Raw genomic sequence first — 17,365 nt, 5'->3', positions numbered from 1 at the left:
TCCCTGCAGAGTCCCTACAGACCGTACTTCGCGCGCGCTTCCTTCACGGCCGTCGCCTGCACCTCGCCGCGCTTGGCGAGCTGGGCCAGGGCCGCGACGACGATCGACTCGGCGTCCACGCCGAAGTGGCGGCGGGCCGCCTCACGGGTGTCCGACAGACCGAACCCGTCGGCGCCCAGCGAGGACCAGTCCTGCTCGACCCACTGCGCGATCTGGTCCGGGACCTGGCGCATGTAGTCGGAGACCGCCAGCACCGGGCCCTCGGCACCCTGGAGCGCCTGCCGCACGAACGGCACCCGCTCCTCGCCGCGCAGCAGCGCCTCGTCCGCCTCCAGGGCGTCCCGGCGCAGCTCGCTCCAGGACGTCGCGGACCACACGTCGGCCGCCACGCCCCACTCCTCGGCGAGCAGCCGCTGGGCCTTGAGCGCCCAGTGGATCGCCGTACCGGAGCCGAGCAGCTGGATCCGCGGGGCGTTGGCCGGGGGCGTGATGCCCGCGGACTCCGCCGTGTTGAAGCGGTACAGGCCCTTGACGATGCCCTCGTCGACACCGGGGACGGACGGCTTCGCGGGCTGCGGCATCGGCTCGTTGTAGACGGTCAGGTAGTAGAAGACGTCCTGGTCCTCGCCCGGGGCCGCCTCGCCGTACATCCGGCGCAGACCCTCCTTGACGATGGCCGCGACCTCGTACGCGAACGCCGGGTCGTACGACAGCGCCGCCGGGTTGGTCGCCGCGATCACGGGGGAGTGGCCGTCGGCGTGCTGCAGGCCCTCGCCCGTCAGCGTCGTACGGCCGGCCGTGGCGCCGACGAGGAAGCCGCGGCCGAGCTGGTCGCCGAGCTGCCACATCTGGTCGGCCGTGCGCTGCCAGCCGAACATCGAGTAGAAGATGTAGAACGGGATCATCGTCTCGCCGTGCGTCGCGTACGACGTCGAGGCGGCGATGAAGTCGGCCATCGAACCGGCCTCGGTGATCCCCTCGTTTAGGATCTGGCCGTTCTTGGCCTCCTTGTAGTACATCAGCTGGTCGCGGTCGACCGGCTCGTACGTCTGGCCCTTCGGCGAGTAGATGCCGAGCGAGGGGAACAGCGACTCCATACCGAAGGTGCGCGCCTCGTCCGGGACGATCGGCACCCAGCGCTTGCCGGTCTCCTTGTCGCGGACCAGGTCCTTCACCAGGCGGACGAACGCCATCGTCGTCGCCACGTTCTGCGCACCGGAGCCCTTGTCGAAGGACGCGAACGCCTTCTCCGCCGGGGCGGGCAGCGGCGCGACCGGGTGCACGCGACGGGCCGGGGCCGGACCGCCGAGGGCGGCACGCCGCTCCTGGAGGTAGCGGACCTCGGGGGAGTCGGCGCCCGGGTGGCCGTAGGGGACCACGCCGTCGACGAAGTCGCTGTCCTTGATCGGCAGCTCCAGCAGGTCGCGCATGTTCTTGAACTCGTCCACCGAGAGCTTCTTCATCTGGTGGTTGGCGTTCTTCGACGCGAAGCCCTCACCGAGGGTGTGGCCCTTGACCGTCTGGGCCAGGATCACGGTCGGCGCGCCCTTGTGCTCGACGGCCGCCTTGTACGCGGCGAACACCTTGCGGGCCTCGTGACCACCGCGCGAGAGGTGGAAGCACTCCAGGATCTTGTCGTCGCTCAGCAGCTTCGCCATCTCCACGAGCGCCGGGTCCCCGCCGAAGAAGTCCTGGCGGATATAGGCGGCGTCGCGGGTCTGGTACGTCTGGATCTGCGCGTCCGGTACCTGACGCAGACGGCGTACGAGCGCGCCCGTGGTGTCCAGCTGGAACAGCTCGTCCCAGGCCGTGCCCCACAGCGTCTTGATCACGTTCCAGCCGGCGCCGCGGAACTGGGCCTCCAGCTCCTGCACGATCTTGAAGTTGGCGCGGACCGGGCCGTCGAGGCGCTGGAGGTTGCAGTTGATGACGAACGTGAGGTTGTCCAGCTCCTCACGGGCCGCCAGCGCGAGGGCCGCCGTCGACTCGGGCTCGTCCATCTCGCCGTCACCGAGGAACGCCCACACGTGCGAACCGGCGGTGTCCTTGATGCCGCGGTTGGCCAGGTAGCGGTTGAAGCGGGCCTGGTAGATCGCCGACAGCGGGCCGAGACCCATGGAGACCGTCGGGAACTCCCACAGCCAGGGCAGCCGCCGCGGGTGCGGGTAGGAAGGCAGGCCGTTGCCGCCCGACTCGCGGCGGAAGTTGTCGAGCTGCTCCTCGTTCAGACGGCCGTCGAGGAACGCGCGGGCGTAGATGCCGGGGGAGGCGTGGCCCTGGATGTAGAGCTGGTCGCCGGAGCCGTCGGTCTCTTTGCCCTTGAAGAAGTGGTTGAAGCCCGTCTCGTACAGCCAGGCGGCGGAGGCGAAGGTGGCGATGTGGCCGCCGACGCCGTACTTGCTGCCCCGGGTCACCATCGCGGCCGCGTTCCAGCGGTTCCACGCGGTGATCCGCTGCTCCATCGCCTCGTCCCCGGGCACGGCCGGCTCGGCGGAGGTGGGGATGGAGTTGACGTAGTCGGTTTCGAGGAGCTTCGGCAGCGCGATGCCGGCGCCCTCGGCGCGCTCCAGCGTGCGGCGCATCAGGTATGCGGCACGGTGCGGCCCGGCAGCCTTGGTGACCGCGTCCAGGGAGGCCTGCCATTCGGCGGTCTCCTCAGGGTCCCGGTCGGGGAGCTGGTCGAGCTCGCTCGGCTGGATGGCGTTGGGGTCGGTCATGTCGCCGCCTTCCTCAGTCGAAGGGGGGTCCCTCACATAAGGGGATCGGGGGTGCCCTTTGTCTTTGGCAGGACAGGGCGTGAGGCTCTGGTGGAAGCCCGTCGGCGACTGTAACCCGCTGATCGATGATCGATCAAAGGGTTGAGGGGCAAAACCTCTTGATCACGAGAAAATAGGCACGGGGTGCCTTCGGCGGTGGCACGCGGTGACTGGCCTTTGAGCGGTTTTCGCAGGTCGGAGGCGTTTGAGCGAGGGTGTGCTCGGGTGTCACGCCCGGGGCGCGCAGCCCAGCACGTGGGCCTTCACGAGCTCGGCGATACGGGGGTCGCGGCGCTTGAACGCGGCGACGAGCTCCTCGTGCTCCTCCGCGTACGACTGCTGCTGGGTGCCCAGCCAGCGGATCGACAGGGCCGTGAACACCTCGATGCCGAGGCCTTCCCAGGTGTGCAGCAGGACGGAGTTGCCCGCGGCGCGCACGAGTTCGCGGTGGAAGGCGACGGTGTGGCGGACCTGGGCCGTGCCGTCGGAGACGCGGTCGGCCTCGTACAGGGCGCTGACGTGGGGCTCCAGGGCCGAGCAGTCCTCCGCGAGGCCCTGGGCGGCCAGCTCGGCGGCGATGGCCTCCAGACCGGCCCGGACCGGGTAGCTCTCCTCCAGGTCGGCGGCCGTGAGGTTGCGGACGCGCACGCCCTTGTTCGGAGCGGACTCGATCAGGCGCAGCGACTCCAGCTCGCGCAGGGCCTCGCGGACCGGGGTCTGGCTGACCTCCAGCTCGGTGGCGATCCGGCGCTCGACGATCCGCTCGCCCGGCTGCCAGCGTCCGCTGATGATCCCCTCCAGGATGTGCTCGCGGATCTGCTCGCGGAGCGAGTGGATGACGGGCGCGGTCATGAGGGCTCCTTACGCGGGATTGACGTTTAGACAATACGGCCGGTTCGCTCCGCGGGCGGGGCGGGTGGGGGTGTCTTGGTGCAGGTGAGACGAGACTTACACGGGGGGTGTGGCTTGTCGTTCGGCTGACTGTTGTGTGGCCGCTCGCGCCCACGCGGCGGAGCCGCACATCGATACAGCCCCGTGCCCCCAAGCAAAGTGCCCCCGCTCGGAGATGATCCGAGCGGGGGCACCGTGCAGCCGTACCGGCGATGGAGGTCAGAGGCCGAGCTCGACCTCGAACTCGCCTGCCTCCAGGATGGCCTTGACCGCCGTCAGGTAACGGGCCGCGTCGGCGCCGTCCACCAGGCGGTGGTCGTAGGACAGGGTCAGGTACGTCATGTCGCGGACGCCGATGACCGTGCCCTCCTCCGTCTCGATGACGGCCGGGCGCTTGACCGTCGCGCCGATGCCGAGGATCGCGACCTGGCCCGGCGGCACGATGATCGTGTCGAAGAGCGCGCCGCGCGACCCGGTGTTGGAGATGGTGAAGGTCGCGCCGGACAGCTCGTCCGGGGTGATCTTGTTGGCGCGGACCTTGCCCGCCAGGTCGGCCGTGGCCTTGGCGATACCGGCGAGGTTGAGGTCACCGGCGTTCTTGATGACCGGGGTCATCAGGCCCTTCTCGGAGTCCACCGCGATACCGATGTTCTCGGTGTCGAAGTAGGTGATGGTCCCCTCGGCCTCGTTGATCTTGGCGTTGACCGGCGCGTGCGCCTTCAGCGCCTGGGCCGCGGCCTTGACGAAGAACGGCATCGGGGAGAGCTTGACGCCCTCACGCGACGCGAACGCGTCCTTGGCACGGGCGCGCAGCTTCATCAGACGCGTGACGTCGACCTCGACGACCGAGGACAGCTGGGCCTGCTCGTGCAGGGCCTTGACCATGTTGTCGCCGATGACCTTGCGGATCCGCGGCATCTTGATGGTCTGGCCACGCAGCGGGGAGGCCTCCAGTGCCGGGGCCTTCTTGCCGGCCGCCGGAGCGGCGGCCGCGGCCGGAGCCGGGGCGGCGGTGGCGGCCTTCGCGGCCTCGGCGGCGGCGATGACGTCCTGCTTGCGGATCCGGCCGCCGACGCCGGTGCCCTTGACGCCGGCCAGGTCGACGCCGTTCTCGGCGGCGAGCTTGCGCACCAGCGGGGTGACGTAGGCGCCGTCGTCGGCCGGCTTGGCGGCGGCCGGAGCGGCCGGGGCCTGGGCCGGAGCCGGGGCGGGAGCAGGAGCGGCCGGGGCCGGCTCGGGAGCCGGGGTGACCTGCTGCTGCGGGGCCGGGGCCGACGGGGCCTGCGGGGCCGGAGCGGCCTGCTGCGGCGCCGGAGCCTGGGCGGGCTCGGGCTGCGCCGGGGCGGCCGGGGCCTGGGCGGGCTCGGGCTGCGCCGGGGCCTCCTGCGCGGGGGCGGCGGCCGGAGCGGCGCCCGCCTCGCCGATGACGGCGAGCTTGGCGCCGACCTCGGCCGTCTCGTCCTCGCCGACCACGATCTCCAGCAGCGTGCCGGAGGTGGGGGCGGGGATCTCGGTGTCGACCTTGTCCGTCGACACCTCCAGCAGCGGCTCGTCGGCCTCGACGCTGTCACCGACCGACTTCAGCCAGCGGGTGACGGTGCCCTCGGTGACGGACTCGCCGAGCGCGGGCAGGACGACGTCCGTGCCCTCGGCGGAGCCGCCGCCGGCGGCGGCGTCGGCGGTGGGAGCGGGCGCCGGGGCGGCCTGCTCGGTGGACGGGGCGGCCGGAGCCGGCTCGGGGGCCGGCTCGGCGACCTGCTCCGCGGCGGGGGCCGGGGCGGCGGCGGGCGCGCCGCTGCCGTCGTCGATCAGGGCCAGCTCTGCGCCGACCTCGACCGTCTCGTCTTCGGCGACCTTGATGGAGGCCAGGACACCGGCGGCGGGCGAAGGAATCTCGGTGTCGACCTTGTCGGTCGACACCTCGAGCAGCGGCTCGTCGGCCTCGACGCGCTCGCCCTCGGCCTTCAGCCAGCGGGTGACAGTGCCCTCGGTGACGCTCTCGCCGAGCGCCGGAAGGGTTACGGAAACCGCCATGGTTTCGGTTGCTCCTTACGGAAAGTGCGGAAGTCTGTGTCGTCGCGTTCGTCGACCGAGGGGTCAGTCGTGCGCGTGGAGGGGCTTGCCGGCCAGGGCCAGGTGGGCCTCGCCGAGCGCCTCGCTCTGGGTCGGGTGGGCGTGGATGAGCTGCGCGACCTCGGCGGGCAGCGCCTCCCAGTTGTAGATCAGCTGGGCTTCGCCGACCTGCTCGCCCATGCGGTCGCCGACCATGTGGACGCCGACGACGGCACCGTCCTTGACCTGGACGAGCTTGATCTCGCCCGCGGTGTTCAGGATCTTGCTCCTGCCGTTGCCCGCGAGGTTGTACTTCAGAGCGACGACCTTGTCCGCGCCGTAGATCTCCTTGGCCTTGGCCTCGGTGATACCCACGGAGGCGACCTCCGGGTGGCAGTACGTCACCCGCGGGACACCGTCGTAGTCGATCGGAACGGTCTTCAGACCGGCCAGGCGCTCCGCCACCAGGATGCCCTCGGCGAAGCCGACGTGCGCGAGCTGGAGGGTCGGGACGAGGTCACCGACGGCGGAGATGGTCGGCACGTTCGTGCGCATGTACTCGTCGACCAGGACGTAGCCGCGGTCCATCGCGACGCCCTGCTCCTCGTAGCCCAGGCCCTGGGAGACCGGGCCGCGGCCGATGGCGACCAGCAGGACCTCGGCCTCGAACTCCTTGCCGTCGGCGAGGGTGACCTTGACGCCGTCCTGGGTGTACTCGGCCTTCTGGAAGAAGGTGCCCAGGTTGAACTTGATGCCGCGCTTGCGGAACGCGCGCTCCAGGAGCTTGGAGGAGTTCTCGTCCTCGACCGGGACGAGGTGCTTCAGGCCCTCGACGATCGTGACCTCGGTGCCGAAGGACTTCCACGCGGAGGCGAACTCGACGCCGATGACACCGCCGCCGAGGATGATCGCGGACTTCGGCACGCGGTCCAGGACGAGGGCGTGGTCGGAGGAGATGATCCGGTTGCCGTCGATGTCCAGGCCGGGCAGCGACTTCGGCACGGAGCCGGTCGCGAGCAGGATGTGGCGGCCCTCGACGCGGCGGCCGTTCACGTCGACGGACGTGGGGGAGGACAGCCGTCCCTCACCCTCGATGTACGTCACCTTCCGGGAGGCGACGAGCCCCTGCAGGCCCTTGTACAGGCCCGCGACCACGCCGTCCTTGTACTTGTGGACCCCGGCGATGTCGATGCCCTCGAAGGAGGCCTTCACACCGAACTGCTCGCTCTCGCGGGCCTGGTCGGCGATCTCGCCCGCGTGCAGCAGGGCCTTGGTGGGGATGCAGCCCCGGTGCAGGCAGGTGCCGCCGACCTTGTCCTTCTCGATCAGGGCGACGTCCAGGCCCAGCTGCGCCCCGCGCAGGGCCGCGGCGTAACCACCGCTGCCACCGCCGAGGATCACTAGGTCGAAAACGGTGCTGGCGTCGTTCGCCACGTCACGTCCTCCATGCATGTGCGCCGTGAGCCGGTCGTCAGAGACCGGCAGGCGGCTGGTGTCCGGCCGCTCGTTCTTCGGCCCTTCGGTGGGGCCCTGTCCTGCCGAGCCCCATCTTCGCACTTGTCGACACACAAAGAGACGCCGGGCTGCTGTGTGAGACGCCCCACGTTCAGATGAGCCACGTCCCCGAAGGGGCGGGTGTCCCGAAGGGGCGCGGGGAACTGCGCGAACAACCCCCACGCCCCCGCACTCGCCACCCAACCGGCGAGATCGAGCCAGGAGGCGGACTCAGCCGAGGTCACCCGCGGCGGTCAGCTCGGCCAGCCGCACCAGGGTCCGCACGGCCGTCCCCGTGCCACCCTTCGGCGTGTACCCGAACGGCCCGCCCTCGTTGAAGGCCGGGCCGGCGATGTCCAGGTGCGCCCAGGTGATGCCCTCGCCCACGAACTCGCGCAGGAAGAGACCGGCGACCAGGCCGCCGCCCATCCGCTCACCCATGTTCGCGATGTCGGCCGTGGGCGAGTCCATGCCCTTGCGCAGGTGCTCCGGCAGCGGCATCGGCCACGCCGGCTCCCCGACCTCCTCGGCGGCCTCGCACAGCGCGGCGCGGAACGCGTCGTCGTTGCCCATGATCCCGAACGTCCGGTTGCCCAGCGCCAGCACCATCGCCCCGGTCAGCGTCGCCACGTCCACGATCGCGTCCGGCTTCTCCTGCGACGCCGCCCACAGCGCGTCCGCGAGCACCAGCCGGCCCTCGGCGTCGGTGTTGAGCACCTCCACCGTCTTGCCGCTGTACATCCGCAGCACATCACCCGGACGGGTCGCCGAACCGGAGGGCATGTTCTCGGCCAGGGCGAGCCAGCCGGTGACGTTGACCTCCAGGCCGAGACGCGCGGCGGCGACGACCGCGGCGAACACCGAGGCGGCGCCGCTCATGTCGCACTTCATCGTCTCGTTGTGACCGGCCGGCTTCAGCGAGATGCCGCCCGAGTCGTAGGTGATGCCCTTGCCGACGAGGGCGAGGTGCTTCTTCGCCTTCGAGGAGGTGTAGGACAGCTTCACCAGGCGCGGTCCCGCCGCCGAGCCGGCCCCGACGCCGAGGATGCCGCCGTATCCGCCCTTGACCAGGGCCTTCTCGTCGAGCACCTGCACCTTGATGCCGTGCTCCTTGGCCGCGGCCTGGGCGATCGCGGCGAACGACTCGGGGTTCAGGTCGTTCGGCGGGGTGTTGACCAGGTCGCGGGCGCGGTTGAGCTCCTCGGACACGGCGACGGCACGTTCGACCGCGGCCTTGTACGCCTTGTCGCGGGGCTTGCCGCCGAGCAGGGCGACCTCGGCGAGGGGAGCCTTGCCGTTCTTCGCCCTGGGGTCCTTGCCGTTGTCCTTGTAGGCGTCGAAGGAGTACGCGCCGAGCAGCGCGCCCTCCCCGATCGCGCCGGCGTCGGCGGCGTCGCCCAGCGGCAGCGCGAAGGCGGCCTTCTTGGACCCGGCCAGGGCGCGGGCGGCGACACCGGCGGCCCTGCGCAGGGCCTCGGTGCCGTACTCGGCGTCCTTCTCCGGGACCGGGCCCAGGCCGACCGCCAGGACGAGCGGTGCCTTGAAGCCGGACGGCGCCGGCAGCTTCGTCACCTCGCCCTCGCCGCCGGAGGCGCCGAGCGTCTCCAGAACGCCGGCCAGCCTGCCGTCGTACGCCTTGTCCACGGCCTCGGCGCCCGGTGCGACGACCGGCCCCTTGGCACCCTTGGCGACACCGATCACGATCGCGTCGGCCCGCAGGCCGGGCGCCGCGGCGGTGCTGAGAGTGAGAGCAGTCACGGTGGTGAAATCTCGCTTCCGATGTGAAGTTGCTGTGGTCGAACGGTGTGGGTCGACCGGGCCCGACAGCCGACCCTATTCCGACCTCAGGGTCTGTGGTTCACGGGGCCTCCCCGGTGCGGCGAACACTCGACGACGAGACTACGCGCGTGGCCCCGTTCGCTCATTCCTGCGGGCGTTCACCTGTCGGTGGCGTAGTGGCCATTTCTTGATCCTCCATGTCGGTGAACTGAGTCACACTCGTCGCGATCAGGTGAGCGCCCTGCTCACCGCTTTGCATGATTTCCACGGGTCCTCCTCTGTTCGAACGCAAGAGGATTCCTGGGATCTTCTGGGGGAGGAACCATGGCGCAGCGTGCGCGCGGATGGAGAAGAACGGCCGCCGCGATGACGGCGGCAGGCATGATCACGGCGGGGGCGACAGCGCCCGGGGCGGCGGCCGCGGAGGCACCACGCATCGATCTGAAGGTGCTGGTGGTGGACAACGGCGACAGCCCCGTGAAGGCCGTCACCGCCCAGCTCAGGAGCACGGGCATCCCGTACACGACCCTCGACCTGAACGACTCCGGCCGGCCGAGGATCACGGCCGCGTTCCTCAGCGACACCGTGAACGGCCGGCCCCGCGCCAAGTACCAGGGCGTCGTCCTGCCCAACGAGGCCCCCTTCGGCGCGGACTCGGCCGAGCAGACCGCCCTGGAGACCTACGAACGGACGTACGGCATCCCGCAGGTCGACGCCTACACGTGGGCGCACCCGGGGGTAGGCCTCGACTACACCAGCGAGGGTGGCTGGGCAGGCACTCTTGACGGCCGCGAGGCATCCGTCACCGCGGCCGGGAAGGCCGGCTCGTTCGGCTATCTCGACGGCGCGTTCCGCTTCGAGGACGGCGCCCCGGCCGTGCAGGAGAGTTACGGCTACGCCGCCCGGCCCCGCACCGGCTTCACCAGCTACGTCGACATCCCCGTGCCCGGCGGCACCGGCCGCGGCAGCCTCGTCGGCGAGTACGCCCACGACGGCCGCCGCGAACTGGTGGTGACCTTCGCCTACAACAACAACCAGCAGCAGTTCCGGTTGCTGGCCCGCGGCATCGTCGAGTGGCTCACCCAGGGCGTGCACCTGGGCCGGACCCGCAACTCCTTCGCGGTGCACGTCGACGACGTGTTCGCCCCGGACAGCCGCTGGGACACCGAACGCAACTGCACCCCGGGCGACTTCGACTGCGCGGGCGGCGACGGCGAGGGCACCACGCCGATCCGTATGACCGCGGACGACGCCGCCTACGCCGCCCGGTGGCAGCGCGAGCACGGCTTCACCATGGACATGGTCTTCAACGCCGGCTCCGGCGAGGAGTGGAAGGCCGAGCACGGCGGCACCGACGCCCTCACCACCCGGCTGCTCGCCGACAAGGCGCAGTACCGCTGGGTCAACCACACCTACACGCACCCGTTCCTCGGCTGCGTGCAGGACACGTCCAGCGTGCCGTGGAGCTGCGCGAAGAACGCCGACGGCTCGACGAAGTACATGAGCCGCGCCGAGATCGCCGCGCAGATCCGCGACAACCACAACTGGGCCGTGAACAAAGGCCTGCCCGTCGACCGCACCGAGCTGGTCACCGGTGAGCACTCGGGCCTGAAGACCCTGCCGCAGCAGCCGGACGACAACCCCCATCTGGCCGGCGCCCTCGCCGACACCGGCGTCAAATGGATCGCCTCGGACAACTCGCGCGAGCCCGGACAGCGGGCGGTCGGCAACGCCCTGACCGTCCCGCGCCACCCGATGAACGTGTACTACAACGTGGGCACGGCGGCCGAGATGGCCGACGAGTACAACTGGGTCTACACCGCGCGCGGCGACGGCGGCAGCGGCGTCTGCGAGGACAACCCGACGTCGACGTGTCTCGACGAGCCGCTCGACCCGGCCACGGGTTACGCCGAGCACATCGTCCCGCAGGAGGCCCGCACCGCCCTCGGGCACGCCCTCGCGGGCGACCCCCGGCCGCACTACGCGCACCAGTCCAATCTCGCCGAGGACCGGTTGCTCTACCCGGTCATGGAGAAGGTGCTCGCCGACTACCGGGCCCTGTTCGCCGACAACACCCCGCTGGAGAACCCCCGGCACAGCGCGATCGGCACCGAGGTCCAGCGCCGCGCCGCCTGGCAGACGGCCCTGACGGACAACCGCGTGACGGCGTACCGGATCGGCGGCACCGTCACGGTCACCGCCCCGTCCGGGACGCAGATCCCGGTGACCGCTCCGGAGGGCACGAAGAAGCAACTCGTGCTGGGCACCTCCGCGTTCGGCACCCCGTACGCCGGAGCCCGCTCGGCCTGGACGACCCCGGCAGCACTCCAGTCGGCTCTGACACTGAAACTGCCCTAGAGGGAGCGCCCGAAGGGGCGCGGGGAACTGCGCGACCAGCCCGGACGAAGTCGCACCCGGCATCCGGGCCAGCAGTTCCCCGCCCACCATCCGCACCACAGGGGGAAACACCGCATGAGGCGAACAGGCCGTCATGTCACCATGCTCACGGAAGGCACCTACCCGCACGTCCACGGCGGCGTCAGCACCTGGTGCGACCAGCTCGTCAAGGGCATGCCCGAGGTCGACTTCCACATCGTCTCGATCACCGGCAACGGCAGAGAACCCGTCACCTGGGAGCTGCCGCCCAACGTCTGCGCGCACACCTCCGTCCCCACCTGGGGGCCCCGCCCCGGCCGCACGAGACCCCCGTACGGCAGGGCCCGCCGCCGCTTCACCGAGAGCTACGAGCGTTTCCTGCTCTCCTTCCTGGACCCCGGCTCGCACGCCGACTTCGGCGAATCCCTGGACGAACTCGCCGAACTCGCCCGGGACGGACTGCTGCCGGCGGCGCTGCGCACCGAGTCGGCGCTGCGGTCCCTGATGTGGATATGGACGATGCCGCATCTGCCGACGGCCGCCGCCCGCCCCACCGTGCACGACGCGCTGACCGCGACCGACCTGCTGGAACACGCCCTGCGCCCGCTGGGTGTCCGCATCCCCGAGGACTCCGTCGCGCACGCCGTCAGCAGCGGCCTCGCGACCCTGCCCGCGCTCGCCGCCCGCCACCTGGACGGCGTGCCGTTCCTGCTCACCGAGCACGGCATCTACCTGCGCGAGCGCTACCTCGGCTACCGCCAGGGCGCCCAGCGCTGGCCCGTGAAGGCCTTCATGCTGGGTTTCTACCGCGAGCTGAACTCCTACGGCTACCGGGCCGCCGACCTGATCACCCCCTGCAACCAGTACAACCGCCGCTGGGAGGAGCGCGGCGGCGCCGACGCCGGCAAGATCCGCACGGTCTACAACGGCGTCGACCCGGCCGCCTTCCCGCACGCGGGCCCCGAGCCCGAGGTCCCGACCCTGTCCTGGTGCGGCCGGATCGACCCCATCAAGGATTTGGAGACCCTGATCCGCGCCTACGCCATGGTGCGCGCCGAGATCCCGGCGGCCCGGCTGAGGCTCTTCGGCCCGGTCCCGCCCGGCGGCGAGGCCTACCGCACCCGCCTGGAGAAGCTCGCCGCCGAACTGGGCGTCACCGACGGCCTGACCTTCGAGGGCCGCATCACCGAGGTCTGGCGCGCCTACGCGGCCGGGCACCTCGTCATGCTGTCGTCGATCTCCGAGGGCTTCCCGTTCTCCATCATCGAGGCCATGTCCTGCGGCCGTACGACGGTGTCCACGGACGTCGGCGGGGTGCGTGAGGCCGTCGGTGACACGGGCCTGGTGGTCCCGCCGCGTGAGCCGGAGAAGATGGCCGCCGCCGCGCTGACCCTGCTCAAGGACGATCAACGGCGTCTCGAACTGGGTGAGTTGTCCCGTCAGCGCGTCATCGACCGGTTCACGCTGCGTCGCTCGGTGGACGCCTTCCGCACCATCTACAAGGAACTCGCGGGCGAGGACGAGGTGTACGAGCCGACCCTGGAGACCGTCGCCGACTGGACTCTGGAACTGCGCGACCCCTGGTACGCCGCCGTCGCGACGGACGGGGCCGGCTGGTGAGCGGAAGCGTCTGGCTGCCCCCGGGCTCCCGCCCGGACACCCTCCCCGGGATCCCCCGGCAGCGCACCCCCAGCTGGGCCCGGCCCGACCCGGTCGACGAACTCGCGGGTCGGCTGGAGGAGTTCATAGCCGCGGCCGTCCACCCCGACGAGATAGCCGCCCTGCTGGAGTCCGACGGCCTCTCCGACGACCAGATACGCGAGCGGTACGGCGTGAAGAACTCCTTCGCGCTCGCCGAGACCCTCTACGAACGCGTCGAACGCCGCTACCCCGAGCCCGACGGCCCCGTCCCCGACCCCTGGCGGACCGGCCTCCTCGGCTGCCTGCTGCGCGGCGTCGTCTTCGCCCTGCCCGGACTCGCCTACGTCCTCGGCGCGCCCCTGTTCACCGGCCCGGACGACCACGGACTCCCCGCGGGCACGGTCCCGTTGCTGGCGGGCGCCCTGTGCGGCTGGACCTGGAACCAGGGGCTCGCCCACCGGGCGTACGCGTGGCTGGGGCTCGGCGACCGGCCGGCCGCCCGGCGCGCCCTGCTGCTCGGCGCCCCGGCGGGCGCGCTGCTCGGTTCCCTGGTCGCCGTGTCGTTCGCCGGCGGCGCCGCTCCGGCGGTGGTCGCCTTCGCCGCCGGGCAGTCCTGCTACCTGGCCGCGGCGACCGTCCTGCTGGTGATGGGCCGTGAGCGGCTCCTGCTCCTGGCCCTCGCACCGATGGCGACGGGCGCGGTCCTGTCCCTCGCCGACCCGCTGCCCGAGACCGCGGGCCTGGCCCTGCTGCTGGGCTCGCTGGCGGCGGTCGCCGTGCTCGGACTGCGCGAGGTGGCGCCCGCCCTCAAGGACGAGCACGGCTGGACGGCAGGCCTCGTCGCCCTGCTCCCGTTCGGCGCGTTCGGTACCCTCCCCGCCCACCGCCGCCCCGCCGGACCCCGGCTCACGGGCTCCCTGCCGTACGCCCTGTTCGGGCTCGCCACCGGTGTGCTCGTGCTGTACGCGGCGCTCGGGGACGTCCTGGCCGGCGAGTCGGCCGGAGCGGTCGCCGCGCCCGCCGCCGTGGCGCTCACCCTCAGCATGGGGCCCGCCGAGTGGCTGCTGTACCGCTTCCGCAGCGGCAGCCTCGCCGGTCTGCGCTCCAGCAGTACCGCCCGGGACTTCCGGCGGACCGCGGTCCGGACGGTCGTGCGGTGCCTGGCCGCCTACCTCGCCGTCCTCCTGGCGCTGAGCCTCGCGGCCTCCGCCCTGTGGCCGCACGCCCCGGTACCGGGCGGTGTCCGCCCGGCCGGGCTGCTCCTGCTGGGCGTGGTCCTGTGGACGGGCCTGCTGCTCCAGTCGTTCGGCGCGGTGACCGGCGCCACGGCGGTGTGCTGCGCCGCGGCCCTCGTCCAGACCCTGCTCCTCGTCACCCGCACCGGTGATCCGCACGTGGCCGGAGCGGTCGTGTACGGCACGGCGGCCGCCGTCCAGGCCGCCCTGGTGTGCCATCTGCTGGGGAGGGCAACCGCCCACCGATGAGTACTCTCCTGGTCCCGTACTACGAGCACCCCTCCGTCCGCCCCGCCGAATGGGACGCGATCGTCGCGGCGGCGCCCCGCCTGTACGGGGTCGTCCTCAACCCGGCCAGCGGCCCCGGCGACCGCCCCGACCCGGCCTTCACCGAGGTCGCCGCCCGGCTGCGGGCCGAGGGCGTCAGGGTCCTCGGATACGCCGACACCGACTACGGCCGCCGCGCCGCCACCGACGTCGTCCGCGACCTCACCCGGCACCGCGACTGGTACGGCACCGACGGCGCCTTCCTCGACCAGGTGCCGTCCGGGCCCGAGGAGTTCGAGCACTACCAGAAGCTGGCGGTCGCGGCCTGGGGGGTCGGCTGCGCCACCCTCGTCCTCAACCACGGCACGGCACCGCACCCCTGCTACGCCCGCATCGCCGACGTCCTCGTCACCTTCGAGGGCCCCTGGGCCGCGTACCGCGCCCTGCCCCCGCAGCCCCGGCCCGGCGGCACGGACGTACGGCTGTGCCACCTCGTCTACGACGTGCCGCCCGACGCCGACCCGGAGGGCCTGGCCCGGGCGCGGGGCGCGGCGGTGCACTGTGCGGTGCCCGGCGCCGGAGATCATCCATGGGGCACGCTCCCGTACACCCTGCACAGGCCGGAGAACACCTCGTGAGACGCCCGTTCCCGCTCGTCGCCCTGCTGGTCCTCCTGCTGGCGGGCTGCACCCAGGAGCCCGACGACAAGCCCGGCCCCCGCTGGCAGCCCCGCCCCGGCACCGCATGGCAGTGGCAGCTGAGCGGACGCCTGGACACCTCCGTCGACGTGCCGGTCTACGACATCGACGGTTTCGACCACTCCGAGGACACGGTCGCCCGGCTGCACCGCGAGGACCGCAAGGTCATCTGCTACCTCTCCACCGGCGCCTGGGAGGAGTTCCGCCCGGACGCCGGGAAGTTCCCGAAGGCCGTGCTCGGGCGCGGCAACGGCTGGAAGGGCGAGCGCTGGCTCGACATCCGCCGCACCGACGTCCTGGAACCGCTCATGGCGGCCCGGATCGACATGTGCCGCGACAAGGGCTTCGACGCGGTGGAGCCGGACAACATGGACGGCTACCGCAACGACACCGGCTTCCCGCTCACGGCCACCGACCAGCTCCGCTACAACCGCCTCATCGCCCGGCTCGCCCACGACCGGGGCCTGGCCGTCGGTCTGAAGAACGATCTGGACCAGATCCCGGAACTGGTCGGGGACTTCGACTTCGCGGTCAACGAGCAGTGCGCCCAGTACGGCGAGTGTGCGGCCCTCAAGCCGTTCGTCGAGGCCGGCAAGGCCGTCTTCCACGTCGAGTACGAGGTCCCCACCGGCCGCTTCTGCGCCGACTCCCGCCGCCTGAAGCTCAGTTCTCTGCTCAAGAAGTACGAACTGGGGGCATGGCGACGGGCCTGCTGAACCCGATGCCGGTGACCGCCGTGCCCGCGACGCGGTCGGCGAGGGACCGGCGGCCGGGGGAGAGGACCGGCAGCGCGTTGATCAGGAACAGCACCACCGCGACCGCCCACACCAGGACCGACAGCACGATCTGCCCCTCGACCAGCAGCACACAGGCCACGGCGTACACGGCGACGTCCGCGGCGGTGGTGACCGCGGCCCGCCGCGCCGCCCTGACCCGGGGCGGGAGGTTCGGTGTGACCCTGAGCCCGGCCAGGGCCTTGCCGATCGTGCGCCCGGCCAGGGCGAGGCACGCCCACTGGTAGAGGAACACCGTCAGCACCAGCAGCCCGAAGGCCTGCTCGACGTACAGCACCGACTTGTCCCACAGCGAGAGCCCCAGGTCCTGGGAGGCGTCGAGCACGTCGCCGCGCGAGGTCAGCAGGTCGAAACCGCCACGGGTGGCCAGCTCGGGCACGTCGGTGACGAGTGCGGAGACCCGGTGGAAGGTGAGCACGGCGAGCGCCGAAGCCAGCGCCACCACCAGCGTGAAATCGACCAGCCAGGCCGTGGCTCGGCGCAGCTTCGGCATGAACGTCCCCCGATCACTTGTGTGTCGGGGCAGGAAGCTAGCGGCTGAGCGGCCCGTGCAGGAGAGGGACGGGAAGATCGTTTCAGCCCAGTGACAGAACGATGAGCGCCGTGGTCGCCGCCGTCTCCGCCAGGCCGCCGAAAACATCCCCCGTGACCCCGCCGAAGCGGCGCGTGCAGTGGCGCAGCAGCGCCTCGGCGGCGGCCAGGGCGAGGGCGACCGCGAGCACGGTGCGTACCGGGCCGTACGGCCCGAAGAAGACACCGGCCGCCGCCACGGCCCCCGCGACGGCCACGGCGGCGAGCACCGCCCCCCGCAGCGGCACCACCCCCGCGACGGCCGCCCCCAGCCCCTCCGGCCGCGCCGCAGGCACTCCCGCCCGGGCCGCCAGGGTCAGGGCCAGCCGGGCGAGGGTCGCCGAGACGACGGCGGCGCACGCGCCCCGGGCCCAGGAGGCGTCGTACGCCTGGGCGAGCGCGGCGACCTGCGCGAGCAGGGTGAGGACGAGGGCGATCACCCCGAAGGGCCCGATGTCCGACTGCTTCATGATCCGCAGGGCGTCCTCGGCGGGCTTCCCGCTGCCCAGCCCGTCGGCGGTGTCCGCGAGCCCGTCGAGATGCAGCCCCCGGGTCAGAACGGCCGGGACGGCGACGGTCGCCACGGCGGCCAGCGGCGCACCCGCGCCGAGGAACAGGAGCACCAGCCCGAGCCCGGCGGCGGCGGCGCCGACCGCCAGCCCGGCCAGCGGAGCGCACAGCATGCCGCCGCGGGCGGCCTCCCGGTCCCACCGCGTCACCCGGACCGGGATCACCGTGAGGGTGCCGAAGGCGAAGCGGAGACCGTCGAGGGGCGGGATTGCGGGCACCGGCGCAGGCTACCGGCCGGTCAG

At 71.9% G+C, this 17,365-nt stretch carries 13 protein-coding genes; 5 read left to right on the top strand and 8 right to left on the bottom strand.

Going from position 1 to position 17,365, the window contains the following annotated elements; translation table 11 throughout:
• Positions 1–14 precede the first annotated feature (14 nt).
• From aceE to A4E84_RS45210, 6 genes are all read right to left on the bottom strand, one after another.
• A complete protein-coding gene (gene aceE / locus A4E84_RS11300; protein ID WP_062926436.1) occupies positions 15–2,717 on the bottom strand; it encodes a pyruvate dehydrogenase (acetyl-transferring), homodimeric type in 2,703 nt (900 codons plus the stop codon).
• Between the two features lie 267 nt (positions 2,718–2,984).
• Positions 2,985–3,608: a GntR family transcriptional regulator gene (locus tag A4E84_RS11295; protein ID WP_033312601.1), complete on the bottom strand. Its 624-nt coding sequence runs from the start codon at positions 3,606–3,608 to the stop codon at positions 2,985–2,987.
• 258 nt (positions 3,609–3,866) lie between these two features.
• Positions 3,867–5,681, bottom strand: coding sequence for a 2-oxoglutarate dehydrogenase, E2 component, dihydrolipoamide succinyltransferase (gene sucB / locus A4E84_RS11290; protein WP_062926435.1), 1,815 nt, complete (start codon positions 5,679–5,681; stop codon positions 3,867–3,869).
• 63 nt (positions 5,682–5,744) lie between these two features.
• A complete protein-coding gene (lpdA, locus tag A4E84_RS11285; RefSeq protein ID WP_062926434.1) occupies positions 5,745–7,133 on the bottom strand; it encodes a dihydrolipoyl dehydrogenase in 1,389 nt (462 codons plus the stop codon).
• 291 nt (positions 7,134–7,424) lie between these two features.
• Positions 7,425–8,951, bottom strand: coding sequence for a leucyl aminopeptidase (locus A4E84_RS11280; protein WP_062926433.1), 1,527 nt, complete (start codon positions 8,949–8,951; stop codon positions 7,425–7,427).
• Between the two features lie 163 nt (positions 8,952–9,114).
• Positions 9,115–9,240 (bottom strand): hypothetical protein, encoded by a 126-nt coding sequence (locus tag A4E84_RS45210; RefSeq protein ID WP_257784335.1) that lies wholly within the window; start codon positions 9,238–9,240, stop codon positions 9,115–9,117.
• A 56-nt stretch (positions 9,241–9,296) separates the two neighbouring features.
• Between A4E84_RS45210 and A4E84_RS11275 the strand changes: the two genes are divergently transcribed.
• From A4E84_RS11275 to A4E84_RS11255, 5 genes are all read left to right on the top strand, one after another.
• On the top strand, positions 9,297–11,330 hold the full coding sequence (locus A4E84_RS11275) for a hypothetical protein (protein ID WP_062926432.1): 2,034 nt from the start codon (positions 9,297–9,299) through the stop codon (positions 11,328–11,330).
• 114 nt (positions 11,331–11,444) lie between these two features.
• Complete coding sequence (gene pelF, locus A4E84_RS11270; protein WP_062926431.1) at positions 11,445–12,968, top strand: GT4 family glycosyltransferase PelF; 1,524 nt, start codon at positions 11,445–11,447, stop codon at positions 12,966–12,968.
• The gene (locus A4E84_RS11265) at positions 12,965–14,473 is read left to right on the top strand and encodes a hypothetical protein (RefSeq protein WP_062926430.1); all 1,509 of its coding nucleotides are present in this window, start codon (positions 12,965–12,967) and stop codon (positions 14,471–14,473) included. Before pelF ends, A4E84_RS11265 begins: the two co-directional genes overlap by 4 nt.
• Complete coding sequence (locus A4E84_RS11260; RefSeq protein ID WP_062926429.1) at positions 14,470–15,129, top strand: spherulation-specific family 4 protein; 660 nt, start codon at positions 14,470–14,472, stop codon at positions 15,127–15,129. The genes A4E84_RS11265 and A4E84_RS11260 overlap by 4 nt, the downstream gene beginning before the upstream one ends.
• Positions 15,081–15,905 (top strand): endo alpha-1,4 polygalactosaminidase, encoded by an 825-nt coding sequence (locus tag A4E84_RS11255; protein WP_418082195.1) that lies wholly within the window; start codon positions 15,081–15,083, stop codon positions 15,903–15,905. The genes A4E84_RS11260 and A4E84_RS11255 overlap by 49 nt, the downstream gene beginning before the upstream one ends.
• On the opposite strand, the gene A4E84_RS11250 is transcribed toward A4E84_RS11255, so the two are convergent.
• Entirely contained in the window at positions 15,865–16,476 is a 612-nt protein-coding gene (locus A4E84_RS11250; RefSeq protein ID WP_062926427.1) for an RDD family protein, read from the bottom strand. The genes A4E84_RS11255 and A4E84_RS11250 overlap by 41 nt on opposite strands.
• 82 nt (positions 16,477–16,558) lie before the next feature.
• A complete protein-coding gene (locus A4E84_RS11245) occupies positions 16,559–17,341 on the bottom strand; it encodes an adenosylcobinamide-GDP ribazoletransferase (protein WP_062926426.1) in 783 nt (260 codons plus the stop codon).
• Between the last annotated feature and the right edge of the window lie 24 nt (positions 17,342–17,365).

The sequence above is a fragment of the Streptomyces qaidamensis genome, assembly GCF_001611795.1.
Classification (GTDB): Bacteria; Actinomycetota; Actinomycetes; order Streptomycetales; family Streptomycetaceae; genus Streptomyces; species Streptomyces qaidamensis.
This window is presented reverse-complemented; position numbering and strand designations above follow the sequence as displayed.

What these genes read in the sequence shown, in the direction of transcription:
- A4E84_RS11295 (WP_033312601.1), bottom strand. Translation starts at nt 3,608, where the DNA reads ATGACCGCGCCCGTCATCCACTCGCTCCGCGAGCAGATCCGCGAGCAC.
- pelF (WP_062926431.1), top strand. Translation starts at nt 11,445, where the DNA reads ATGAGGCGAACAGGCCGTCATGTCACCATGCTCACGGAAGGCACCTAC.
- A4E84_RS11250 (WP_062926427.1), bottom strand. Translation starts at nt 16,476, where the DNA reads ATGCCGAAGCTGCGCCGAGCCACGGCCTGGCTGGTCGATTTCACGCTG.
- A4E84_RS11275 (WP_062926432.1), top strand. Translation starts at nt 9,297, where the DNA reads ATGGCGCAGCGTGCGCGCGGATGGAGAAGAACGGCCGCCGCGATGACG.
- A4E84_RS11260 (WP_062926429.1), top strand. Translation starts at nt 14,470, where the DNA reads ATGAGTACTCTCCTGGTCCCGTACTACGAGCACCCCTCCGTCCGCCCC.
- sucB (WP_062926435.1), bottom strand. Translation starts at nt 5,681, where the DNA reads ATGGCGGTTTCCGTAACCCTTCCGGCGCTCGGCGAGAGCGTCACCGAG.
- A4E84_RS11255 (WP_418082195.1), top strand. Translation starts at nt 15,081, where the DNA reads ATGGGGCACGCTCCCGTACACCCTGCACAGGCCGGAGAACACCTCGTG.
- aceE (WP_062926436.1), bottom strand. Translation starts at nt 2,717, where the DNA reads ATGACCGACCCCAACGCCATCCAGCCGAGCGAGCTCGACCAGCTCCCC.